We start from the raw sequence: 21,923 nt of genomic DNA on the forward strand, positions 1-21,923 counted from the left end.
CTCTCCAAGGGAGCCAGGCGGTGGCCGGAGCGGTCAGCGGCTGCCGACCATGCTCTTGGGCTGACGGTAGAGGTCCACCAGTACCTGGTCGAGGATCGCCGAGGCACCCCAGGGACGCGCATCGTTGAGGATGGCGACCACCGCCCAGGTGTTGCCGTTGCTGTCGCGACTGAAACCGGCGATGGCGCGGACGGTGTTCAGGGTTCCGGTCTTGATATGAGCTTCGCCTTCCAGGTTGGTGCGGCGCAGGCGCTTGCGCATGGTGCCGTCCATCGCCACCAGCGGCAGCGAGGAAATGAACTCGGCGGCGTACGGACTCTGCCAGGCGGCCTGGAGGATGGTGGCCATCTCACGAGCGCTCACCCGCTCGTTGCGCGACAGGCCGGAACCGTTCTCCATCACCAGGTGCGGCGCGGTGATGCCTTTCTTGGCCAGCCAGTTGCGGATCACCCGCTGCGCGGCCTTGGCGTCGTCGCCATCGGCGTCGGTGCGGTAGCGCGCGCCGATGCTGAGGAACACCTGCCGGGCCATGGTGTTGTTGCTGTATTTGTTGATGTCGCGGATGACTTCCACCAGGTCCGGCGAGAAGGCGCGTGCCAGCAGCTTGGCGCTCTTGGGCACGTCACCCAGGCGGTCCTTGCCGTCGATGCTGCCGCCCAGTTCTTTCCAGAACGCGCGCACTGCGCCGGCGGCGTAGCCAGGATGGTCGAGCAACGACATGTAGGTCTGCGCGCTGCAGCCTTCCGGCAGCCTGCCACTGGCGATCAGCGTGGTGCCGTCGAACTGGGTCACCGGGTTGTAGCGCACGTCGGGCCAGGAGGGGCACTTGGCGGCCTTGGTCACCTGCACCTTGTTGTCGATGCGGATGCTTTCGATCGGCGGCTCCATGGCCAGGTTGACCCTGCCGCCTTCGGCGCGGGCGATCAGGCGCACGGCCTTGAGGTTGACCAGCAGCGAGTCAGGGCCAACCAGGAAGGGTTTGTTGTCGTCGCCGCCGTCGTCGTTGAAGGCGGGCAACTGCGGGTGGATGAAATAGCTGCGGTCCAGCACCAGGTCGCCGGTGACCTGGCGCACGCCGTTGGTGCGCAGGTCGCGCATCATCAGCCAAAGCTTTTCCATGTTCAGCTTGGGGTCGCCGCCGCCCTTGAGGTAGAGGTTGCCGTTGAGCACGCCGTTCTTCAGCGTGCCATCGGTATAGAACTCGGTCTTCCACTGATAGGTCGGGCCGAGCAGCTCCAGCGCGGCGTAGGTGGTGATCAGCTTCATGGTGGACGCCGGGTTCACCGACACGTCGGCGTTGACCAGCGTCTGGGCGCCCGGGCCGGTCAGCGGCAGGGTCACCAGGGACAGCGAGTTGGCGGAAATCTTGTTGGCGGCCAGGGCCTTCTGCACCTTGGCCGGCAGGCTGGTGTTGACCTGCGAGGCATGCAGCGGCAGCGCGCAGGGCAGGATCAGGGCGGCCAGGGCGAGGCTGCGAACGGACTTGAACATCAGGACTGGCCCTCCTGGCGAGGGCGGGTGACGAAAACGAATGACATGGCGACGGTTCCCACGGGGTTCGGGAAATCGGCGCATTATGCCGCAACCCTTGGCCGACTGTGCGAGTTCGCGGCTCATTTCGTCCGCCCGGATGGCCGGGGCGCGCGGTTGACGGGCAAGTTGCCGCGGAAGCTGCTAGAGTGCCGCCCGTCATTTATTCCGAGGAACTGCCTGATGGCTACCAACCGCTCCCGCCGCCTGCGCAAGAAGCTTTGCGTCGATGAATTCCAGGAACTGGGTTTCGAACTCACCCTCAACTACAAGGAGGGTCTGGAGTCGGAAGCGGTTTCGGCGTTCTTCGAGCGCTTCATCGATGAAGCTGTTGAAGGCAGCGGCCTGGGCTTCATCGGTGCCGAGGACTACGGTTTCGTCTGCCTCGGCAAGCGGGGTTCGGTCAGCGCGGAGCAGCGCGCCCAGGTCGAGGCCTGGCTGCAGAAGGGCCATGCCGAGCTGGCCGGCTTCACCGTCAGCCCGCTGATCGACGTGTGGTACCCGGAGAATCCCGTCAACGCGTGACGGCACCGGAAATGAAGAAGGGCGCCCTGGGGCGCCCTTCTTCATTTCCGAATCCTGCCTTTCAGCTCTCCATGGGAAGGCATCGCGGCGCACCCGGGTCCAGGCACCTGGTCGGTATCAGGTGACGTGCGGCCTGTCCGGCGCGGCAACCGCCAACGCAGACATGGCCGACGAATCCCGCCCTACACCACCCCCGCCTTGGCCAGCACCGCCGCTTCGTCCACCTCGTCGATCTGCTCCGGTGTGAGGAAACGCCGGGCATAGTCCAGGTACACCCCCGAGCGAATGAACAGGCCGAACAGGTCGGGATCGATATGGCCGCCACGGCACATGCCGCCCATGATGCCCAGCGACTCGGAAAGCGTCTTGCCCTTCTTGTAGGGCCGGTCCACCGCGGTGAGGGCTTCGAAGATGTCGGCAATGGCCATCATGCGCGCCGGCAGGCTCATTTCCTCGCGGGTCAGTCGTTTCGGATAACCGGTGCCGTCCATCCTCTCGTGATGCCCTCCCGCGATTTCCGCCACATTCGCCAGGTGTGGCGGGAAGGGCAGGTGGTTGAGCATCAGGATGGTCTGCACGATGTGGTGGTTGATGATGTAGCGCTCTTCCTCGGTCAGGGTGCCGCGACGGACAGACAGGTTGTGCAGCTCGCCCCGGTTGAACTTGTGCGCGGGCACCTGGAGCTTGAAACCCCAGGGGTTGTCCGGCGCGATCAACTCGCTGGCGGGGCGCTCGAAGAGATGGTCGGGTCGATCGGCCAGCAGTTGCTCTTCCGTCGGCAATGTCGGCGCCGGTGTTCGGGCCATGCGCTGGGCCTCTTCCCAGGAAACCCCCAGGCGGTTGTCCAGGGTGCGCATCCAGGTGCGCCCGGCGATGCGTTGAAGGCGTTCCTGGTCGGCCTCGGCCATGGTTTCGCCGCCGAGGTTGCAATGGGCGATGAATGCGAAATCGTCGTCCAGGGCCTGCAGTTCCTCGTCGCGCAGGCGCGCCTGCTCGTTGTCGTCCGCGCCTTGTGCGCGCGCTTGCCAGTAGCGCACCCAGGCGTCGCGCTTGAGCACCTCGAAGCGGGTGCGGATTTCATGGATGCGATCATTCAGGGTTTCCAGCTTGGTGGCCTTGTCCACCACGTACTCTGGTGTGGTCACCTTGCCGCAGTCGTGCAGCCAGGCGGCGATGTGCAGGGCTTCCCATTCCTCGTCCGTGGGGTTGAAGCCCCGGAAAGGCGGTTCCTGGCTGTTCGCGGCGGCGCGGGCGAGCATCAGGGTGATTTCCGGTACGCGCTGGCAGTGGCCACCGGTGTAGGGGCTCTTGGCGTCGATGGCGCCGGCGATCAATTGGATGAAGGCATCCAGCAGTTGCTTCTGCTTCTCCAGCAGACGCTGGCTTTCGATGCACAGGGCGGCGACGCCTGAGATGGCCTCGACGAAGGCAATGCGTTCCGGTCTGAGGATGGCGGGGCGTGATTCGTGGCCGGCATCGCGGTGCAACAGCACCAGCACGCCGATGGTGACGCCCTGGCGGTTGTGCAGGCCGGTGCTGACCAGGTGCACCCGTGGGCTGTCCAGGGTTTGCAGCAGGTCGCGGTAGGCGCCGGCCTGGTCATAGCCGAAGGAGCACACCTGGCTGGGACCGCCGTGGGCTGGCAGCTCCAGCCAGTGCGGCATGGCCGGGCTTTCCATGCCGAAACCGCGGATGCCGTGGGCTTCCAGGTCCTGCGCCTGGTCGTTGAGGAACAGGCCGTGGGGCTCCAGGCGGCCGTTCTGGTTGTCGATCAGGTAAAGCAGGCCGCCGGAGGCCTCGCTGATATCGATGGTTTCGTCGAGGACCCGGCGCAGCAGATGGTCGAAGCGGTTTTCCGCCGAGAGACTGGAGGCGATCTCGAGGAAGCTGGAAATGGTTTCCTTCATTCGCGCCATGGCCACCGCCAACTGGTCCACTTCCAGCACCGGCGAACGGCCCATGGCCGGCAGGCTGAAGTTGAAGCTGCGAATGGCTTCGGCCTGGGTCACCAGCGCACGCAGCGGCCTGACGACAATGCGCGAGAGCAGGATGCCTACCGGAATGCACAGCAGCAGGATGGCCAGGGTCAGCATCGAGCCCTGCCATCGGATGCGATAGGCGTCTTCCAGCAGCTCGTCTTCCGGGGTGAGAACGGCCAGTTGCAGGCCCTCGGGCCCGCCTTCTGCGAGGTGCTGGCGGGCAACTACCCAGCGGCGCCCGTCGATCTCCAGGTCGGTGCGCAGCTCATCCTGGCCGGGGAGGGCGGCCAGCGCGGCCAGTGCCGGGCTGAAGTCCTTCACTTCGCCCAGTTCGAGCACACCGTTGACTCGTTTGACCAGCCTGCTGGTGTCGGGGTAGGCCACGGCATGGCCGTCGGGCTGGTACAGCACCACGTCGGAGGAAGGCGTGGACCGGTGGCTGGCCAGGGTGGCGGAGAGGTCCTCCAGGGTCAGGTCGGCGCCTATCACCCCGTCGCTGCCGCTGGGCCGGGCGAGGGTGGTGCCGACGGCGCTGCTGGAGAAGAACACATAGGGCGCCGTGGTGATCGGCCCACCCTGCTCGAGGGCTCGGTAGTACCAGGGGCGGTTGCGGGGGTCATAGCGTTCGTTGAGTTCCTGGCGGCTGCTGATCTGCTGCAATTGCTCGTCGAAGAAGTAGGTCTGTGAACGGGCCCTGGTCTGGTCGTCGCGTTCGATGCTCCAGACCTGGTAGGCCGCGTTCGGTGGGGCGTCGAAGATCTTCTTCAGCGTTTCACTGCGCAGGTGGCGGACCATGAAAAAGTCGCCGTCGTCATGGCCCAGGTAAAGGGCCGCCAGTTTGGGATTGTCGTTCAGGGCCTGGGACAGCGGCTTGAGCAGGAGGTCAAGGCGCTCGAAGCTGTCCTGGCGCTGGTTGACGTCGCTCAGGGCCAACAGATTCAGCAGGTGGTAGATGGGCTGGTAGGTGTGCCGCAGGTCGGTCTGCACTTCCGAGCTGATGCGGCCGAAGAGCTTGTCGCTGCTGGAGAGGATGATCTGGCTGGTCTGGTGGTAGTTGAACAGGCCCAGGACCACGCCGGTGAACAGCAGAAGCAGGGTGAACAGCACACTGATATGAACGTGCAGCGGAAAGCGACGCTCAGCGAACCTTTGTGGCATTGCGGCAGCTCCTTAGCCCCATCCCCGAGGGGCTACAGCAGCATAGATGCTCTGTGTGACGCTCGTCGTGCAAATTGCCATGAGGGCCGAGGCAGAAGTGGATGTCGGAAAGGGATGAAGTCCTGACGTTTTCTGGTGAACGTCCGCCATGGACGGAGTGGTCGATACCCTGGAATCGCACCTTCGTTCCCGCCGAAATAAGCCTGGGTTTGTAGGACAAGACGCAAGCTGAAGTAGGTTGCGTCCTGAAACCAGTGGTCGGCCTCATTCGGGGGTCGACAGCTTGGCGGGCTTCTCTATCTTGGCAGCCACCAACCACGCCAAGGGAGAGATGCTGTGAGCAAGCTGGTCAATCTGGACGATTTCATCGAACCGGGAAGCGAGTCCACCTACAGGGTGATGATCGTCGACGATCACCCGGTGATTCGCCTGGCCGTGCGTTTGCTGCTGGACCGCGAGGGCTACGTGGTGTCGGCGGAAACGGACAACGGCGTGGATGCCATCGCCCTGGCGCGGGAGCTTCAGCCGGACCTGGTGATCCTCGATATCGGCATTCCCAAGCTGGGCGGCCTGGATGTCATCTCCCGCCTGCATGCCCTGGACCTGCCCCTGCGGGTACTGGTGCTGACCGGGCAGAATCCCAGTCACTATGCGACGCGCTGCATGCAGGCCGGCGCCGCGGGATTCGTCTGCAAGGTGGGCGACCTGGCCGAGCTCACCTCGGCGGTGCGCGCGGTGCTCTCCGGCTACAGCTACTTCCCCAGCGAAGTGATCAAGTCGGGCAGGCGTCAGGTCGGCCTGCCCGATGACCTGGAACTGATCGGCCGTCTCTCCGATCGCGAGCTGGTCGTGCTGCGGTTTCTCGCCAACGGCTACACCAACAAGGACATCGCCGAGGAGATGTTCATCAGCAACAAGACCGTCAGCACCTACAAGACACGCCTGCTGCTCAAGCTCAATGCCCGTTCGCTGATCGAGCTGGTGGAATTCGCCAACCGCAACGCCCTCGCCTGAACCCGCCATGCGCTTTTCTGTCCTGCTGGGCTGGCTACTGCTCGGTTACAGCCAACTGCCGTCGATCAGCATGGCCGACGCCCCCGTCGCGCTGGAACTGCTGGGGCGTTCGCAGTCCCGCGAGCTGAGCGTGCGTCTGGATGATGCGGACAAGCGCTGGCTGGACGCCAAACGGGTGCTTTGGATAGGCACCAACGAACCCGATTTCCCGCCTTTCGACATCACCGCCAGCGGCCAGGACTATGAAGGCGTGACGGCCGACTTCCTGCGCCTGATCAGCCAGGCCCTCGGGGTCGGCATCGAAGTCCTGCGCTTCTCGGACCGGGAGTCGGCCCGCGAGGCGCTGCGCAAGGGCGAGATCGACCTGCTGGGCAACAGCGTCGAAGGAGACGCCGCCAGCCCCGGTCTGATCCAGAGCATTCCCTACCTGCAGCAACAACCGGTGATGGTGACCCGCATCGATGATCGCGACCTCGCCTCGAGCAATCTCGATGGCCTGCGGCTGGCCTACTCGGGCGAAGGCCCCAGCCGTGAGTTGATCCACCAGCTCTACCCGCGGGCGCAGGCCATCCGGCATGGCTCGGTGCGTGCCGCGCTGCAGTCGGTGGCCTTCGGCCAGAGCGATCTGTTCATCGGCGATGCCATGGTGGCCAACTACCTCATCAGGCAGGGCTACCTCGTCAATCTGCGCATGACCGATTTCGCCGGTTTCGAGGGGATGGGGGTGTCCTTCTCGTTGGCCGCCGGCAATGAGCGGTTGCGGCGCATCGTCGACAGCGCCATCGCCGCGATCCCGGAAACCGAGCGGGTCAACATCATCAAACGCTGGGGCGGTGGGATGGGGATGTTCCTGGACAACCTCAAGCCCAAGCTCACCCGGCGCGAGCAGCTCTGGCTGGAGCGACATGGCCCCGCACGGCTGGTGGTGGACGAAACGTTCGAGCCCTTGACCTATTTCAACGCCCAGGGACGCTTTCATGGGATCGTGCCGGACCTTCTCGAACTCATTCGGCAGCGGACCGGCCTGGAGTTCGAAGTCCTCCGCCGCGCCTCCACCCTGGACATGCTCGACGACTTGCGCGCAGGACGGGCGGATATGGCGGCCACGCTGTTCTTCACCCACGAACGCAGTCACTACCTGCGCTTCACCCGACCCTACTTCAGCACCAGCAGCGTGCTGGTGGTGCGCAGTGTCGCGAGCGGCCTGCAACTGAGCCAGATGGATGGCCGAACCCTGGCGATCCCGGCCGGCCATTCCCAGACCGAGTACATCCGCCAGCGTTTCCCTGGAGTGAAGCTGCTCGAAGTGGAAACCGGCCTCCAGGCGCTTTCCCGTGTGGCGGAAGGCAAGGCCGACGCAGCCCTGCACGCCATGGTGTCCTCGACCTTCCTGATCAACCGCTACTTTCCGGGGCGTTTGCGCATCGCCGAGACCGTGGGGCGCGATCCCGGCCGCTTCGCCTTCGCCGTGGCCCGCGACGAGCCCGAACTGCAGCGCATCCTGGAGAAAGCCGTGCTGTCCATCTCCCCGGATGAGCTGGGGAGCATCATCAATCGCTGGTACACCGATGCCGAAGAGTCCGAGAGCGGCTGGGCCGACTACCGGGTGCGTTTCTACCAGATGGGGGCAGCGCTGTTGCTGGTGGCGCTGGTGTTCGCCGTCTGGGCCCTCCATCTGCGTCGGCAGGTGGCGCGGCGCACTCGTGAGGAGCGGCGCCTGAACGACCAGTTGGCGTTCAAGCGTTCACTGATCGACGGCATTCCCTTTCCGCTTTCGGTCTGGGACCCGGAAGGCCGCACCATCACCTGCAACCGCAGCTTCGTCGACGCCCTCGGGGTGCCCCGCGACGACGTGATCGGTCGGCGTCTGAACGAGATCGAGGGCCTCTGCGCGCAAACCCTGGAGGCGCTGGAGCAGTTGGGGCGACGTGCCCTGGAGGGCGGGATGGCGATGTTCAGCGACCAGCCGCTGCACCTGTGCGACGGCACCCGCGCGGCATCCTGCTGGGCCATCCCATATCGCGATGCCGAGCGCAACCTGCGCGGCCTGATCTGCGGCTGGGTCGACATCACCGAGCGTAACCGGCTGATCGACGAACTGCGCCAGGCCAAGGAGGAGGCGGAATCCGCCAACGTCGCGAAGAGCCGGTTCCTGGCCACCATGAGCCACGAGATTCGCACGCCGCTGAACGCCATCACGGGCATGCTGGAACTCGCCCTCAGGCGCGAGGCGCTGGATCGCGGAGCGATCCAGGTGGCGCGCGAGGCGGCCGATTCCCTGCTGGCGCTGATCGGCGACATCCTCGATATCGCCAAGATCGAGTCCGGCCGTACCGTGCTGGAACCCCGGCGAGCTTCGCCGCTGGAGCTGACGCAGTCGGTGGTCCGGGTATTCGAGGGGCTGGCGCGGCAGAAGGGCCTGGAGCTTGCGCTGACGCTCGACCTCGAAGCCCGGGACGATGTGCTGGTCGATCCGTCCAGCTTCAAGCAGATCCTCTCCAACCTGGTCAGCAACGCGATCAAATTCACCGACCGTGGCAAGGTCGGCGTTGGCCTGACGACTCGCTACCTCAACGAGGAGTACTTGCACCTGTCGCTGCTGGTGGAAGACAGCGGAATCGGCATTGCCCCGAAAGACCAGCAGCAGTTGTTCCAGCCCTTCACTCAGCTAGTCGGCAGCCTGGGGGCGGGGCGGGGAGGCACGGGGCTGGGCCTGAGCATCTGCCAGCGCCTGGTGGCGATGATGGATGGGCGGCTGGAGCTTTCCAGCGAGCCGGCGGTGGGTACCCGCATCGAGGTGCAGTTGCGCCTGCCACGGTTGGCCCCCCTGCCGCAGGTGGCGCCATCGCCGGTCATCGCCGAGCTGCCGCCAGGGGCGTTGCGCGTGCTGGTGGTGGACGATCATCCGGTCAACCGCATGATGTTGGCGCAGCAGCTGGAACTGCTCGGCCAGTCGGCCCAGCAGGCCGAACACGGTGAAGAGGCCCTGCGCGCCTGGTCGCAAGCCGACTTCGACCTGGTCATCACCGACTGCAACATGCCGGTGATGAATGGCTATGAGCTGACCCGGCGCATCCGCGCGCTGGAGCGTGAGCGGGGCGGGTCGCCGGGACTGATCGTCGGCCTCACCGCCAATGCCCAGCCGGAGGAACTGGCGCGTTGCCGCGAAGCCGGCATGGACGATTGCCTGTTCAAACCCATCGGCCTGGAGGGGCTGCAGGATTATCTGCAGCGCCTGATTCCCGCGGTTCCTGTTGCCGGAGACCGTATGGGCGTTCGACCGGCCAGTCTCGACCTGAGTTTGCTGCAACGAGCCACGGGTGGCTCCCATGACGTGGCCCTTCTGTTGCTGCGGGAGCTGCACCAGGCCAATGCGGCCGATGCGCTGGAGCTGGACGATTTCCTCCGGGTTGGTCGCCGGGATGAGCTGGAACGCCTGGTGCACCGAGTCAAGGGCGCGGCGGAGCTGGTCAATGCCCAGCCGCTGCTGGCCCACTGCATCGCATTCGGCGAAGCCCACCATGCGGGTGCCGCGCCGCAGGAACTCGAACGCTTGGCCCAGGCGGTACAGGGTAGTCTGGCGAGCCTGCAGGCAGCACTGGCGCAGCACCTGCGGGCGTGATGGTTCAGGCCGGGTACAGCGTTCAGTTGCTCTCGCGTGCGGTTGCCAGGTGCGCCACCGGATTGCCCCAACGCAGACGCGCGCGGTGCGCGAGATAGGCCACCAGCAGGGCGAGCGCCGCGCCGAGCAGGGCGTTGTACAGGCGCACCTCGGGAAGGTGCCAGTCGCCGGACAGGCTCTCGGCCAGCAGCACGAAGCACGCGCAGATCTGCAGCGCGTAAAGCCCGTATGACTGGGCGATGAATGCCCGGCAGAGCACGATCAGCGGCAACAGGCAGACCACCAGCAAGGCCGGGCTTTGCAGCCAGTAGCCCATCCCGATCAGGATCAGCGCAGCCATCAGGCTGCCCAGGCAGCGCTGGATGCCGCGCTGCAGGTTGTCGTCCAGTTCCAGTTGAAGGGTGGCCAGCACCGTCAGCGTCAGCCAATAGCCGCGCGGCAGCCCCGAGAGGCTGACGGTGAGTCCGGCGAAGGCGCCCGCCAGGCTGCAGGCCAGGGCGTGGATGAGCCAGAGCCGGTGGGACATGCGCTGGATGAGGCGCCGCACCATCTTCGTCAGGTTGGCCGGTCGGGGCAGCAGCGGCCACAGGCGCAGGCCGTGCAAGGCGCGCAGGGAAAACGCCAGGAGCATGACCCAGAGCCCGCCGATGGCGAACAGCGCGCCGACCGCCATGCCATTGTTCAGGTTGCCCAGGCCCGCTTGTCCCTGGCCGAGGCAGAGGCAGGCCGCAACGCCGGCCCCCAGTTTGCCCAGTTCGGTGCCGAAGCGTTGCAGCGCGGCCAGCAGGAGGCCCATCAGGGCGAAGCTGGCGAGGCTCGCCAGCGGGTGGCTGGCGGCCCAGAATCCACCCCCGGCACATAGCGCCCCCAGGCCCGTGAGCAGGACCATGCGCAGCATGCCAAGACGGTGCAGAGGGTTGGCCAGGGCGGCCTGAAAGGCGCCGGTGGCCACCCAGAGGAAGCCGCTGTGGCTGGTGAACAGGCCCAGCATCAGTGGCAGCCCGCAGCCCAGACCGGCGATCAGGGCGGGCCCCCATGCCGGCGGGCCTGCGTGCAAGGGCGGGTTTCGTCTGGACAGGTTGTGCATCGCGCGGTCCCCGAGGCGTGGATCAGGTCGGACTGGAGCGGCCGGTCATTTCGCGGGCCATTTCGGTCGCGTAGCTGTCGGTCATTCCGGCGATGAAGTCGATCACCCGGACGAACGAGCGGTACAGCGGCCATGAGGGATCGGGTGCGTTATTGCCGAGCAAGTCGAGGATGCGCCGGTGCTTGAAGGACGGCGTGCGTCCGCCGTGCTGCTCCAGCGCTGCACCGCAGAAGGCGTTGAGGAGGATTTCCAGGGTGGTGTAGGCGCCGATTTCGTGCAGGGTCTTGCGCTTGTCCTGGAAGATCTTTTCGCGGGCGATGGCCTTGGCCTTGAGCACGCAGCGCTTGGCCGCGCCGTGCATGTGCTCCACCAGGTCGCCCTGCAGGGTACCGGCCAGCAGCGCGTCCTGTTGCTCGACGAAGGCGCGCGCGGCGGCGTTGGTCAGGTGTTCGATGGCCTTGCCGCGTAGGATCGCCAGTTTGCGCCGGCGGGAATCCTTCGGACCCAGCTGGCGGTAGGTTTCCGGCAGGTCGTCGCCCACCAGGCCGAGGAGCAGCGCTTCGACTTCGGCGTATTCCAGCAACTCCATTTCCAGGCCGTCTTCCAGGTCGATCAGGCCGTAGCAGATGTCGTCCGCCGCCTCCATCAGGTACACCAGCGGATGGCGTGCCCAACGGTGCTCGTCGAGGCGCGGCAGCTCCAGCTTGGCGGCGATCTGCTCCAGCAGGGGCAGTTCGCTCTGGTAGCAGCCGAACTTGTGCTTCTTGTAGCCCAGGGCCTCGGCATGGCGCGACGTCCAGGGGTACTTCAGGTAGGTGCCGAGGGTGGCGTAGGTCAGGCGCATGCCGCCGTCGAACTGGTGGTACTCCAGTTGGGTCAGCACCCGCAGCCCCTGGGCGTTGCCCTCGAAGCTGAGGAAGTCGGCGCGCTCGGCCTCGCTCATGGCGTCCAGCCAACCCCGTGCCGCCGCTTGTTCGAACCAGTGGCGGATGGCGTCTTCGCCGGAGTGGCCGAAGGGTGGGTTGCCGATGTCGTGGGCCAGGCAGGCCGACTGGACGATCACGCCGAGATCCGAGGGTTCGCACCAGCCTGGCAGTACGTCGCGCAGGGTCTCGCCGACCCGCATGCCCAGCGAGCGTCCCACGCAACTCACTTCCAGGGAGTGGGTCAGGCGGGTATGGATGTGGTCGTTGCTGGAGACCGGATGCACCTGGGTCTTGCGCCCGAGGCGGCGGAAGGCGCCGGAAAAGATGATGCGGTCATGGTCTTTGTGAAAGGGGCTGCGGCCCAGCTCGTCGGTGCTGTGCACCGGTTTGCCGAGGCGTTCGCGGGTGAGCAGGGTCTGCCAGTCCAAGGCCTGTCCTCGCCGTTCAGTGGCCGAAGGCCCTACTCTAACCCAAGCCTCGGCCGGCGACTCGCAGCTTGAATGTCAGTCGAGGTCGGCGGCGTCGATATCCACCAGTAGCAGGCGGCGTCCGTTGTCGATGAATTGCCCCGCGGTCATGCAGTACTGGTTGGTGGTGGCGTCGCGGTAGGTGGTGGACAGGGTCAGGCGGCGTTCCTCCCAGCCTTCGGCCAGCAACTGGTAGAAGTAGGGCCGCCAGGACCAGTTGTGGCCCTGGTAGCTGGAGTCTTCCCGCCAGGCCCCCGATACCCATTGCAGGTTGGGGGAGATCTGGGTGCCGTTGCGGTCGCACTGGTAGATGCGCAGCAGCCAGGGGTAGTCCGCCGGATCGGCCAGGCTGGACGCTGGCGCGCCGCTTTCGGCCCACTCGCGCAGGCCGGCCATCAATTGGCTGAGCGTGCGACGCAGGGTCATCAGTCGTGCGCGTTCGGCCAGCTTGCCCTGCACGTAGCGGTCGCGCAGCAGGGCGAAGCGCTGGACGAAAGCATCGGTTTCGAAGAACGCCAGGCTGGGGGCGGCGAACAGGTAACCCTGCACGTAGCGGGCCCCGCATTCCAGGGCGAAATCCAGCTCGGCCTCGGTTTCCACCCCCTCGGCAATGATCCAGCAGCCGGTTTTCTCGGCCATTTGCGCCAGGGCCTTCACCACCTCGCCGCTCGGTCCGCCGCGGGCTGCGGCCTGGAACAGGCGCATGTCCAGTTTGAGGATGTCCGGCTGCAGTGCCAGTACCCGGTCCAGTTGGGAGTAGCCGGCGCCGAAGTCGTCGATGGCGATTCGCGCCCCGGCCTCTCGGTAGCGCGCCACCACGTCCGCCAGGCGCTGGCTGCCGCCGCCCAGTTCGGTGATCTCGAAGACGATGCGTTCGGCCGGCACGCCGAAGCGTTGCAACTGCTTGAGGCTGGGCAGGGGTTGCCCCGGGCGCAGGCGGCTGATCCAGCGCGGCGAGATGTTCAGGCTGAGGAACCAGTCCGCCGGTGCGGCGTGCAGCCGTTGCAGGGCATCTTCCCGTAATTGGCGGTCGAGGCGGCGCAGGGCCGCCGGCGACAGTTTCGAATCGAGGAACAGCGGTCCCACCGAGTGCAGGCTGCCGTCCGGCTGGCGCAACCGGCCCAGGGCCTCGATGCCGGCGATCAGCCCCGTAGCGGTATCAATGAAGGGCTGGAAGCAGGCGAGCGGTTGCCCATCGATCACGGTGACTCCTTGGCGGAAGGCGAGGGTGGTGGTGCCCAGGCCTGGTGCGCTGGGTCGCTCACCCTAGCAAGAATGTGGCCAGATGCCTGCTTTCATGACCGGTCAGCCGGGGCGGTCCTGCGGCGGGTTCCTGAGCAGCGCCTGTAGCAAGGGATAGAGCGCACCGGCAAGGCGCAGGCCGCGCCTGAGGCTGCCCTTGCGTGCCGCGAGGAAGCCCAGGGCGGCTACCGCCGCCACGCCCCAGAGTGGGGCGTGGGGGATATCCAACTGGCGGGTCAGGTCCTGTGCCTGGCGCAGCGGCTGGGTCAATAGCAGGGACTCGTGTCGCAATTCCTGGCGCTGCATTTCCAGGCGCAGGCGTATCAGCGCCTTGCGCATGTCACGGCGGCTGGCATGGCGGGGCAGTTCCGGCTGGCTCATGGCAGGAGGCGTTCCCGGTCGCGGGCCAGTTCTTCCAGGGTCGCGCCGAAGGGCGACCCATCGTCGTCGACGGCGGCCCGCAGGCGTATCGCGCAGTACAGCGTCGCCAGCAGGTAGAAGAGGCAAAGGCCGCCCAAGGCCTCCAGGCGCCAGGTGTCCCAGAGCAGGACCAGGAGCAGGCCCGACAGGCCGACCAGCAGGAGCAGGGCGAAGATCAGCGTGAGTCCACCGAGCAGCAGCAGGTGCAGGCTGTTGGCCTTCTGCTCCTGCAGTTCGATGCCAAAGAGCTCCACGTGGCTGCGCAGCAGGGCCAACAGCGACGCGCCCACGCGGCGTGGCGAGGGCGCGCGCGGCGTCTTCGGGGAGGTCGGGTCGCCCATGTTCAGCGCCGCGCGGCCAGCAGGCCAAGCAGGAAGCCGACGCCGGCGGCCAGGCCGACGCTCTGCCAGGGGTGTTCCTGGACATAGCCCTCGGTGGCCTGCACGGCGGCCTGGCCGCGCTCGCGCAGGTGCTGTTCGGTATCGCGGAGGGTGTCTCGGGCGCGCTGGAGGCTTTCGTGGATCTGCAGGCGCAGCTCGTCGGCCTGTTCGCCTGCCAGGCCGGCGGTGTCCTGCAAAAGCTTCTCGGTGTCGCTGACCAAGGTCTGGAAGTCGGTCAACAGGTCATCCTGGGTGCGGGCGGTGGTGGTCTTACGGGACATGGCGATTCTCCTTGCAGGACTCAAAGCCTATGAGTCGGTCGTTCTCGCCAGGGTTCACTCTGAATTTTCCGCCGTCCGTTGGTATGGCGCTTGCTTCGGGCTGGGTCGCGGTTGTGGTGCTGTGCGCCGGATCGGGGCATTCAGGATGGTCCGCCCGATTCCGGTACGTGCTCACAACCTTGTGAAAAACAAAGAGAAATGCTGTCAGGTGGCTTCCTTGTGCCGGCCTTCTTGCACCAAATCGGGATGCGACTTCGGTCCTTCGCGGTGCGCGATGGCTTCAGGATGGTGCGCAAGAAGGCATGCCTGAACTGCTTTGGTGCTTTTTTCATCGCTGCCGGAGTTGCCTTCGCCAATGGAAAACCTCAACAGCGCCGTGGAAACCCTGATCCACGGTTCCAACACCCTGTTCATTCTGATGGGCGCCGTAATGGTGCTGGCCATGCACGCGGGCTTCGCCTTCCTTGAAGTCGGCACTGTGCGCCAGAAGAACCAGGTCAATGCCCTGTCGAAGATCCTTTCCGACTTCGCGGTCTCGACCCTGGCCTATTTCTTCATCGGCTACTGGATCGCCTACGGCGTGACTTTCCTTGAACCGGCCAGCGTGCTCGCTGCCGATCACGGTTATGCCCTGGTGAAATTCTTCTTCCTGTTGACCTTCGCCGCGGCGATCCCGGCCATCATCTCCGGCGGCATTGCCGAGCGTGCGCGGTTCTGCCCGCAACTCTGCGCCACCTTGCTGATCGTGGCCTTCGTCTACCCCTTCTACGAAGGCCTGATCTGGAACGGTAATTTCGGCCTGCAGGACTGGCTGAAGAACCGCTTCGGCGCCAGCTTCCATGACTTCGCCGGTTCGGTGGTGGTGCATGCGGTCGGTGGCTGGCTGGCCTTCGGCGCGGTACTGCTGCTGGGCCATCGCAACGGGCGCTACCGTGACGGTCGCCTGGTGGCCTTCGCGCCGTCGAACATCCCGTTCCTCGCCCTCGGCTCCTGGATCCTCATCGTCGGCTGGTTCGGCTTCAACGTAATGAGTGCGCAGACCTTGCAGGGCGTCAGCGGCCTGGTGGCGGTGAACTCATTGATGGCCATGGTCGGCGGTACCGTCGCCGCCTTGCTGGTGGGCCGCAACGACCCGGGCTTCCTGCACAATGGCCCTCTTGCCGGTCTGGTGGCGATCTGTGCCGGCTCCGACCTGATGCACCCGGTGGGTGCCCTGGCCACCGGTGCGGCGGCGGGTGCCCTGTTCGTCTGGGCGTTCACGGCGACCCAGGTGAAGTGGAAAGTCGACGACGTCCTCGGCGTCTGGCCGTTGCACGGCCTGTGCGGCGTCTGGGGCGGCATCGCGTGCGGCATCTTCGGCCAGGAGGCCCTGGGCGGCCTGGGCGGAGTCAGTTTCGTCAGCCAGTTGATCGGTACCGGTCTGGGCGTGCTGGTGGCGCTGCTGGGGGGCTTCGTGGTGTACGGCCTGCTGAAGGCCAGCGTAGGCATCCGCCTCACACAGGAGGAGGAGTACCACGGCGCCGACCTGTCGATTCACAAGATCGGTGCCACCTCACAGGATTGACGCGTTCGCGCAAGTTGCCGATGAGCTACGCAAAGGTTCGCGGGAGGTGCTGATCCCGCGATGCCCATCAAGCCATCCGCATGGGTTTCGCTCCGCTCAACTCATCCCACAAAAGAAAAGCCCGCCGGATGGCGGGCTTGTTCGTTAGGAGCGGCTTACCAGAGCGGCAGGGCGTAGCTGAGGATCAGGCGATTCTCGTCGATGTCGTTGCCGAAGTTGGTGGAGCGCACGGTGGCGTTGCGCCACTTGACGCCGAAGTTCTTCAGCGGGCCGTCCTGGAACACGTAGGCGATGTCCATGTTGCGTTCCCACTCCTTGCCGTCTTCGCGATTGGCCCCCAGGTCAATGTTGTCGCCGGACAGGTAGCGGGTCATGAAGGTCAGGCCGGGGATGCCGAGGCTGGCGAAGTTGTAGTCGTAGCGGGCCTGCCAGGATTTCTCGTCCTTGTTGGCGAAGTCGCCGATCTGCACGTAGTTGACCAGGAAGGGATCGCTGCCGTTGATGTAGGCGAAGCCGGTGTCGCCGCTCATCTTCTGGTAACTGAGGCCAAAGGCATGGCCGCCCAGGGCGTAGGTGAACATGGCGCCGAAGGCCTTGTTGTCGACGTTGCTGGAACCGTCGTCGGTGGAGCGGGCGAAGCGCAGGTCAGTCTTGAAGGACTGCTTGTCACCCAGGGGTAGCAGGTGCACGGCACTGAAGTAGTGCTGTTTGTAGAGGTCCTCCAGCTCGCCGTAGTGGTAGCCGGTGCTGAGGTTGTCGGTCCACTTGTAGGTGGCGCCAGCGAAGTTGAACTCGTCGCTGGTGGTGCTGTTGCGGACGGTGATGCCGCGGGCGGCGCCGGTGGCGACGGTCATGTCCTCGTTGTCGGAGGAGTCGCGCTGGTTGACCTGCTTGAGCTGGCCGGCGTCGAAGGTCAGGCCGGCGAGCTCCATGGAGTTCAGGTGGCCGCCCTGGAAGGTCTGCGGCAGCAGGCGCGAGTCGTTGTACTGGACGACCGGCAGCTTGGGCAGCAGGGTGCCGAGCTTGAGCACGCTCTTGGAGGCGCGCAGCTTGGCGGTGAGGCCGAGTTCGCCGTACTCGTCCTGGGCCCGGGCGGTTTCGCGGTCGCGCTTGAGCAGGCCGGAACCAGAGCGGTCGGGGCTGGAATCGAGCTTGACGCCGAGCAGGCCGAGGGCGTCGACGCCGACGCCGACGGTGCCTTCGGTGTAGCCGGACTCATAGCGCAGGAGGAAGCCCTGGGCCCATTCCTCGGCCTTGGACTGGGCGGCGCCGTCCTGGCGGAAGTCACGGTTGAAGTAGAAGTTGCGTAGTTCCAGGCTGGCCTTGCTGTCCTTGATGAACTCGGCCTGGGCGATGCCCGGCAGGGTGACACTGGCGCCAAGCGTGGCCAGGGCCACGGCTCGCGCAAGCGAGGTCTTGCTCATTGTTATTGTCTCCTCGTGGGATTGCAGGTCGGTCGGGTCGTCCTGTTACAACTATTTGACTAAAGCATTTCGTTACAGATTTTGCATTTAGACGATGGTCGGTTACCCACCTACTGCACCCATTGCGGGTAGTAGCCGAGCGAGTCCTGCACCTCCGCGTCGTGGGCCGGTATCACGGTGAGATCGGGTTCGCGCAGGAGCAGATCATGGACTTTCTGCAACTGTGCGCGAGTACCTTCGCGGTCGTTGTCCACCAGCTTTCGGCTTAGCCAGAACTTCTCCTTCGGCCCGGTGAAGCCTTCCAGACGCCAACTGGCATCGCCGGTAAAGAAGAAGCGGCGACCGTCGTCCAGGGTCAGGAACAGGCCCACCGAACCCGGCGTATGACCGCTGAGCGGCACCAGCACCAGGCGGCGGTCGCCGAACAGGTCGAGGCTTTCTTCGAACCCCATGAAGGGAATCGGCAAGAAGGTGAAGGGATGCCATTTCACGCCGTGGGCGAACTGGCTGGGCAGGATCGCCGGTGGTGCGGCGGTCTCGGTGAACTCGATTTCCTCGTAGGGCGCCCACACTGGGAGCTCAGGAAAGTCCGCCAGTCCCGACGCATGATCCCAATGAACATGGCTGAGGAGAACGCGGTCGACGCGGATGCCGTCGCGGTCCAACTGGTCGCGGGCCGGCGTTACCGCGCCGTACTGCATGAGCGGCTTGTCCCACCAGGGCATCTCGCTGCCGAACTGGCTGTCCACCTGGCGACCCAGGCCGGTATCGAAGAGCAGGGTGGCGGCATGATGCTGGATCAGCACCGCCACATGGTTGGCCCTGACCTTTTCGGTCCACTGGCCGTCGGTCACGGTGAAGGCGTCCAGGGTTTCGGTTTCGGACGTCTTCACCAGGGCGAAGCGGAGGCCTTCGGCCTGGGCGGCGAGGCCGAAGGTGCCCAGCAGGAGCAACACGAAGTACGAACGCAGGCGCATGGGATCAGTGTCCTTGAGGCAGGAATGGGGAGGGGCGAGCCGGCGAGAAATCCAGCGGCTGGCGGCTGCGACGCAGGCGCCAGCGTCCGGGCGTGAGGGCGGCCAGGCTGCCCACCAGCAGCCAGAGCAACTGGGCGAAGAACAGGCGGTGCTGCTCCGGCATATGGTCGCGAATCATCCGGCTGCCCTTGGCCTCCACCTGATCGCGCACGTCGAGCCGCTCCCGCAGTGTCCGTTCACCGGGATGGAAAGGGCTGTTCATGTTGGCCTCCAGGCCCCAGTCAGAGACGGGGCAGGTCGAGGTAGCCGGGCAGCGCGCGGAGACGCGCAAACCAGGCGGCAAGGTTTTCGTAGGGCGCCAGATCCAGGCCACCTTCGTCGGCCAAGGCCAGGTAGGGATAGACCGCCACGTCGGCGATGGTCGGCTGGTCGCCTACCAGCCAGAGACGGCCTGCCAGATGCGTGTCCACCAGTTCCAGCACCTGCCGGCCACGGGCCTGGGCGTCTTCCAGATCCACCGGGCGGCCGAATTTCAATCCGACCCGCGCGCGAGCCGCCCCGTTGTGGATCTCGTTGGCGGTCAGGCTCAGCCAGCCGGAGATCAACCCTTGGGACAAGGCATCCTGCGGGTACCAGTGAGCCTCTCCGTAGCGTCGCGCCAGGTAGACCAGGATGGCCTGGGAGTCGACCAGCGGCTGGCCGTCGTCCACCAGCACGGGGACTTGCCCGCGCGGATTGAGGGCGAGGAACTCAGGGTGCTTCTGCGCACCGCAGGGCAGGTCCACGTTCAGCATTTCGGCCTGCAGCCCCAGTAGGCCGAGGAACAGGCGGACCTTGTAGCAGTTGCCGGAGAGGTAGAAATCATGGAGTTGCATGGCGAGTCCCTTGCGGTGGAATATGCGTCGAATGTTAGACAGACAGGTCTGTATATTTCAAGGGCGAGATTTGCCTCTCACTGGGCTCCGCCTCAGGCGCGGTTTGAGCAGGCACGGGTGGATGCGCATAATGCGCCGGTTCAGGAGGCTGCAATGGCATCGAGCAAACGCGATCAACTGGTCAACACCGCCCTCGCGCTCTTCTACCGCGAAGGCTTCCACGCCACCGGCATCGACCGCATCCTGGCGGAGTCCGGCGTGGCCAAGATGACCCTCTACAAACACTTCAAGTCCAAGGACGAGCTGATCGTGGCCGCCCTGGAGGCGCGCTTCGCGCCGGCGGCCGAGCGTATGGCCCGGGCCTTCGAGCACCTGCCGCCACGGGAGGCGATCCTGCGGGTGTTCGATGGCCTGGACGAGTGGCTGAAGCAGGACGAGTTCTGCGGCTGCGCCTTCATCAACGCGGCGGCGGAATTCCATGACCGCGACCACCCGGTGCATCGCCTGGCCGCCTCCTACAAGATCGGCACCCAGAATTACTTCCGCGAGGCCCTGGAACGCCTCCAGGTCGCGGACCCCGCGCGCCTGGCGCGCCAACTGCAATACCTGATGGAAGGCGCCATCAGCATGGGCCACATCCAGGGCCCGGGCGACCAGGCACTGGAGGCCAAGGAAGCCGCCGACCTGCTGCTTCGCGCGGCCGGCGTCTGAGTTCGCGGCCGCTTGTCTGCGCGGCTCAAGTTCTTCGACCTTCGGCCGCCAAAGAGGGGACATCGCCGACTCCGGACGCCCCCCAATGAATGCCCCGGCTTCTCTTGTACCTTCAGCCCAACGCTCAGCCTTTTCCGGCCTGGCTTCCGCCGTGGCGCGCAAACCGGTGGATGCGCAGGCAACCCTCGCCGGCCGCCTCGGCGAACGCCTGGGGCTCGAGCCGGGGGCGCTGAGCGCGCCGGCGTCCAACTACACCCCCGAGAAGGTGGCGGACCGTGTGCTGGGCTTCATCGACCAGCGCCTGCGCAACGAAAAGGCCGAGGGTGCGGACCCGGCCAGGCTGCAGGGCCTGCTCGACCAGGCACGCGCCGGCATCCAGAAAGGCTTCGATGACGCCCGGAAGATCCTCGACGGCATGGGTGCGCTGGGCGGCAAGGTGGCCGAAGACATCGACGATACCTTCAGCCGCATTCAGGACGGTCTGGACCAGCTTCAGAAAACCTACGCCCAGCCCGCGCAAACCCGCCAGCCCGGCGGGACGCTCGCGGTGGCGGGCTACAGCGAGCGGTTCAAGGCGCAGGCGGAAACCTTCGACCTCGAAGTGAAAACCCGCGATGGCGACAGGCTGCGCATCTCCATCGCCCAGGCATCGGCCAGCTATTCGCGCGGGAGCGTGGCGGCGGCGAGCGACGGCACGAACTCGCTGCTGTCGGCCAGCAGTCAGTCCTCCAGCCTGCGCATCGGCGCCTGGCAGATCGAGGTCGAGGGTGAGTTGGACGACGGAGAAAAAGCTGCCCTGAGCGACCTGCTCGGCCAGGTTCAGGACATCTCCAGCAAGTTCTACGCCGGCGACCTGGCTGGCGCCTTCGACCGTGCCATGGCTCTGGACATGGACGGCGAACAACTGGCCTCCATGTCCCTGCGCCTGACCCAGACCAAGGTCATGCAGGCCACCGATGCTTACGGTGCCGTCGCCCAGCAGGGCGGCCAGGCGGCCAGCGCGGTCAACGGCGCTCTCAAGGACTACGCCAGCAGCCTGCTGGATGCCCTGCGCAGCGCCACCGAACTGGTCGAAGAGGGGCGCGGCACCCTGGAAGCGCTACTCAAGGGCGGCTTCGCCCTCGACGAGCGTTTCACCTCGCCCCAGTTGGCCAAAGCGGAAACCTTCAACAATCGCCTGCTGGACGGTCTGCAGCCCTTGCTGGACAAGGCCCGGGGCCACTCCCGCGAGGTCTGACGCGTGCTAGACTTCGCGCCTCGCTGATCTACGAGGCGCGACCCCATGCTTCCTGAATGCCAACTCTTCGGCACCCTCGGCTGCCACTTGTGCGAAGTGGCGGAAGGCGTGCTCATGCCCTTCGTCGAACGTGGCCTGATGGTGGAACTGGTGGACATCGCCGACCGCGAAGAATGGGTCGAGGCCTATGGCCTGCGCATCCCGGTCCTGCGCCGCTGCGACACCGGGGGCGAGCTCGGCTGGCCCTTCGATGCGACGGCGGTGGCGGCGTTTCTTTCCCGCTGAATCCGCTGCGCCGGGGCCGGGCCGCGCCCCTCGGTCGGACTCGCACCATCCTTCCCATGTACCCGCCTATCGGCAGCACCTCCTGATCGCTCGCATGGGGCTGGCTCCAGGCAGCTCCAAATGTGAAATTTCGTACGAACGAAGTGCCTTGTGGGCTTGCAACCGCCGCCAATAGATTTCTGCTGCCACCGAGCATGCCAATCGCAATGACCGGCTCTC

General features: G+C 65.7%; 19 protein-coding genes. 7 read left to right on the top strand and 12 right to left on the bottom strand.

Annotated elements, in window-relative coordinates; all coding sequences use genetic code 11:
• Nucleotides 1-33: 33 nt before the first annotated feature.
• A complete protein-coding gene (gene dacB, locus PJW05_RS11145) occupies nt 34-1,491 on the bottom strand; it encodes a D-alanyl-D-alanine carboxypeptidase/D-alanyl-D-alanine endopeptidase (protein ID WP_271411757.1) in 1,458 nt (485 codons plus the stop codon).
• A 222-nt stretch (nt 1,492-1,713) separates the two neighbouring features.
• Here dacB and PJW05_RS11150 point away from each other — a divergent pair, with 222 nt between their 5' ends.
• Nucleotides 1,714-2,055, top strand: a complete 342-nt coding sequence (locus PJW05_RS11150; protein ID WP_271411758.1) for a YggL family protein — start codon at nt 1,714-1,716, stop codon at nt 2,053-2,055.
• 182 nt (nt 2,056-2,237) lie between these two features.
• Here PJW05_RS11150 and PJW05_RS11155 read toward each other — a convergent pair whose 3' ends face one another.
• A complete protein-coding gene (locus PJW05_RS11155) occupies nt 2,238-5,192 on the bottom strand; it encodes an HD domain-containing phosphohydrolase (RefSeq protein WP_271411759.1) in 2,955 nt (984 codons plus the stop codon).
• Between the two features lie 399 nt (nt 5,193-5,591).
• On the opposite strand from PJW05_RS11155, the gene PJW05_RS11160 reads away from it, so the two are divergent.
• Both PJW05_RS11160 and PJW05_RS11165 read left to right on the top strand, forming a co-directional pair.
• Complete coding sequence (locus PJW05_RS11160) at nt 5,592-6,206, top strand: response regulator transcription factor (RefSeq protein WP_271412207.1); 615 nt, start codon at nt 5,592-5,594, stop codon at nt 6,204-6,206.
• A gap of 7 nt (nt 6,207-6,213) precedes the next feature.
• Nucleotides 6,214-9,828 carry a transporter substrate-binding domain-containing protein gene (locus PJW05_RS11165; RefSeq protein WP_271411760.1) on the top strand — a complete coding sequence of 1,205 codons (3,615 nt, stop codon included), beginning with the start codon at nt 6,214-6,216 and terminating at the stop codon, nt 9,826-9,828.
• Between the two features lie 22 nt (nt 9,829-9,850).
• Here PJW05_RS11165 and PJW05_RS11170 read toward each other — a convergent pair whose 3' ends face one another.
• From PJW05_RS11170 to PJW05_RS11195, 6 genes are all read right to left on the bottom strand, one after another.
• Nucleotides 9,851-10,915: an FUSC family protein gene (locus tag PJW05_RS11170; RefSeq protein WP_271411761.1), complete on the bottom strand. Its 1,065-nt coding sequence runs from the start codon at nt 10,913-10,915 to the stop codon at nt 9,851-9,853.
• Between the two features lie 22 nt (nt 10,916-10,937).
• The gene (locus tag PJW05_RS11175; protein ID WP_271411762.1) at nt 10,938-12,269 is read right to left on the bottom strand and encodes a deoxyguanosinetriphosphate triphosphohydrolase; all 1,332 of its coding nucleotides are present in this window, start codon (nt 12,267-12,269) and stop codon (nt 10,938-10,940) included.
• Between the two features lie 75 nt (nt 12,270-12,344).
• On the bottom strand, nt 12,345-13,511 hold the full coding sequence (locus PJW05_RS11180) for an EAL domain-containing protein (protein ID WP_271411763.1): 1,167 nt from the start codon (nt 13,509-13,511) through the stop codon (nt 12,345-12,347).
• Between the two features lie 102 nt (nt 13,512-13,613).
• Nucleotides 13,614-13,931, bottom strand: coding sequence for a hypothetical protein (locus PJW05_RS11185; protein ID WP_271411764.1), 318 nt, complete (start codon nt 13,929-13,931; stop codon nt 13,614-13,616).
• Nucleotides 13,928-14,311, bottom strand: a complete 384-nt coding sequence (locus tag PJW05_RS11190; protein WP_271411765.1) for a phage holin family protein — start codon at nt 14,309-14,311, stop codon at nt 13,928-13,930. Before PJW05_RS11190 ends, PJW05_RS11185 begins: the two co-directional genes overlap by 4 nt.
• Nucleotides 14,312-14,313: 2 nt before the next feature.
• The gene (locus PJW05_RS11195; RefSeq protein WP_271411766.1) at nt 14,314-14,631 is read right to left on the bottom strand and encodes a DUF883 family protein; all 318 of its coding nucleotides are present in this window, start codon (nt 14,629-14,631) and stop codon (nt 14,314-14,316) included.
• A 355-nt stretch (nt 14,632-14,986) separates the two neighbouring features.
• Between PJW05_RS11195 and PJW05_RS11200 the strand changes: the two genes are divergently transcribed.
• Nucleotides 14,987-16,195, top strand: a complete 1,209-nt coding sequence (locus PJW05_RS11200) for an ammonium transporter (protein ID WP_271411767.1) — start codon at nt 14,987-14,989, stop codon at nt 16,193-16,195.
• A gap of 155 nt (nt 16,196-16,350) precedes the next feature.
• Here the strand turns inward: PJW05_RS11200 and PJW05_RS11205 are convergent, their stop codons facing one another.
• The 4 genes from PJW05_RS11205 to PJW05_RS11220 all read right to left on the bottom strand — a co-directional run bounded on the left by PJW05_RS11205 (nt 16,351) and on the right by PJW05_RS11220 (nt 19,471).
• A complete protein-coding gene (locus tag PJW05_RS11205; RefSeq protein ID WP_271411768.1) occupies nt 16,351-17,619 on the bottom strand; it encodes an OprD family porin in 1,269 nt (422 codons plus the stop codon).
• Between the two features lie 110 nt (nt 17,620-17,729).
• Entirely contained in the window at nt 17,730-18,596 is an 867-nt protein-coding gene (locus tag PJW05_RS11210; RefSeq protein ID WP_271411769.1) for an MBL fold metallo-hydrolase, read from the bottom strand.
• 4 nt (nt 18,597-18,600) lie between these two features.
• Nucleotides 18,601-18,858, bottom strand: coding sequence for a hypothetical protein (locus tag PJW05_RS11215; RefSeq protein ID WP_271411770.1), 258 nt, complete (start codon nt 18,856-18,858; stop codon nt 18,601-18,603).
• A gap of 19 nt (nt 18,859-18,877) precedes the next feature.
• Entirely contained in the window at nt 18,878-19,471 is a 594-nt protein-coding gene (locus tag PJW05_RS11220; RefSeq protein WP_271411771.1) for a glutathione S-transferase family protein, read from the bottom strand.
• Nucleotides 19,472-19,624: 153 nt separating this feature from the next.
• Here PJW05_RS11220 and PJW05_RS11225 point away from each other — a divergent pair, with 153 nt between their 5' ends.
• The 3 genes from PJW05_RS11225 (at nt 19,625) to PJW05_RS11235 (ending at nt 21,704) form a co-directional block, all read left to right on the top strand.
• A complete protein-coding gene (locus tag PJW05_RS11225) occupies nt 19,625-20,182 on the top strand; it encodes a TetR/AcrR family transcriptional regulator (protein WP_271411772.1) in 558 nt (185 codons plus the stop codon).
• Between the two features lie 85 nt (nt 20,183-20,267).
• Nucleotides 20,268-21,419, top strand: coding sequence for a DUF5610 domain-containing protein (locus PJW05_RS11230; protein ID WP_271411773.1), 1,152 nt, complete (start codon nt 20,268-20,270; stop codon nt 21,417-21,419).
• 45 nt (nt 21,420-21,464) lie between these two features.
• On the top strand, nt 21,465-21,704 hold the full coding sequence (locus tag PJW05_RS11235) for a glutaredoxin family protein (RefSeq protein WP_271411774.1): 240 nt from the start codon (nt 21,465-21,467) through the stop codon (nt 21,702-21,704).
• The last annotated feature ends 219 nt before the right edge of the window (nt 21,705-21,923 follow it).

The sequence above is a fragment of the Pseudomonas sp. Q1-7 genome (genome assembly GCF_028010285.1).
GTDB lineage: Bacteria > Pseudomonadota > Gammaproteobacteria > Pseudomonadales > Pseudomonadaceae > Metapseudomonas.

Bases quoted from the DNA above. Each gene is read 5' to 3' on its own strand.
- dacB (WP_271411757.1), bottom strand. From the start codon at position 1,491: ATGTTCAAGTCCGTTCGCAGCCTCGCCCTGGCCGCCCTGATCCTGCCC.
- PJW05_RS11150 (WP_271411758.1), top strand. From the start codon at position 1,714: ATGGCTACCAACCGCTCCCGCCGCCTGCGCAAGAAGCTTTGCGTCGAT.
- PJW05_RS11155 (WP_271411759.1), bottom strand. From the start codon at position 5,192: ATGCCACAAAGGTTCGCTGAGCGTCGCTTTCCGCTGCACGTTCATATC.
- PJW05_RS11160 (WP_271412207.1), top strand. From the start codon at position 5,592: ATGATCGTCGACGATCACCCGGTGATTCGCCTGGCCGTGCGTTTGCTG.
- PJW05_RS11165 (WP_271411760.1), top strand. From the start codon at position 6,214: ATGCGCTTTTCTGTCCTGCTGGGCTGGCTACTGCTCGGTTACAGCCAA.
- PJW05_RS11170 (WP_271411761.1), bottom strand. From the start codon at position 10,915: ATGCACAACCTGTCCAGACGAAACCCGCCCTTGCACGCAGGCCCGCCG.
- PJW05_RS11185 (WP_271411764.1), bottom strand. From the start codon at position 13,931: ATGAGCCAGCCGGAACTGCCCCGCCATGCCAGCCGCCGTGACATGCGC.
- PJW05_RS11190 (WP_271411765.1), bottom strand. From the start codon at position 14,311: ATGGGCGACCCGACCTCCCCGAAGACGCCGCGCGCGCCCTCGCCACGC.
- PJW05_RS11195 (WP_271411766.1), bottom strand. From the start codon at position 14,631: ATGTCCCGTAAGACCACCACCGCCCGCACCCAGGATGACCTGTTGACC.
- PJW05_RS11200 (WP_271411767.1), top strand. From the start codon at position 14,987: ATGGAAAACCTCAACAGCGCCGTGGAAACCCTGATCCACGGTTCCAAC.
- PJW05_RS11205 (WP_271411768.1), bottom strand. From the start codon at position 17,619: ATGAGCAAGACCTCGCTTGCGCGAGCCGTGGCCCTGGCCACGCTTGGC.
- PJW05_RS11210 (WP_271411769.1), bottom strand. From the start codon at position 18,596: ATGCGCCTGCGTTCGTACTTCGTGTTGCTCCTGCTGGGCACCTTCGGC.
- PJW05_RS11215 (WP_271411770.1), bottom strand. From the start codon at position 18,858: ATGAACAGCCCTTTCCATCCCGGTGAACGGACACTGCGGGAGCGGCTC.
- PJW05_RS11220 (WP_271411771.1), bottom strand. From the start codon at position 19,471: ATGCAACTCCATGATTTCTACCTCTCCGGCAACTGCTACAAGGTCCGC.
- PJW05_RS11225 (WP_271411772.1), top strand. From the start codon at position 19,625: ATGGCATCGAGCAAACGCGATCAACTGGTCAACACCGCCCTCGCGCTC.
- PJW05_RS11230 (WP_271411773.1), top strand. From the start codon at position 20,268: ATGAATGCCCCGGCTTCTCTTGTACCTTCAGCCCAACGCTCAGCCTTT.
- PJW05_RS11235 (WP_271411774.1), top strand. From the start codon at position 21,465: ATGCTTCCTGAATGCCAACTCTTCGGCACCCTCGGCTGCCACTTGTGC.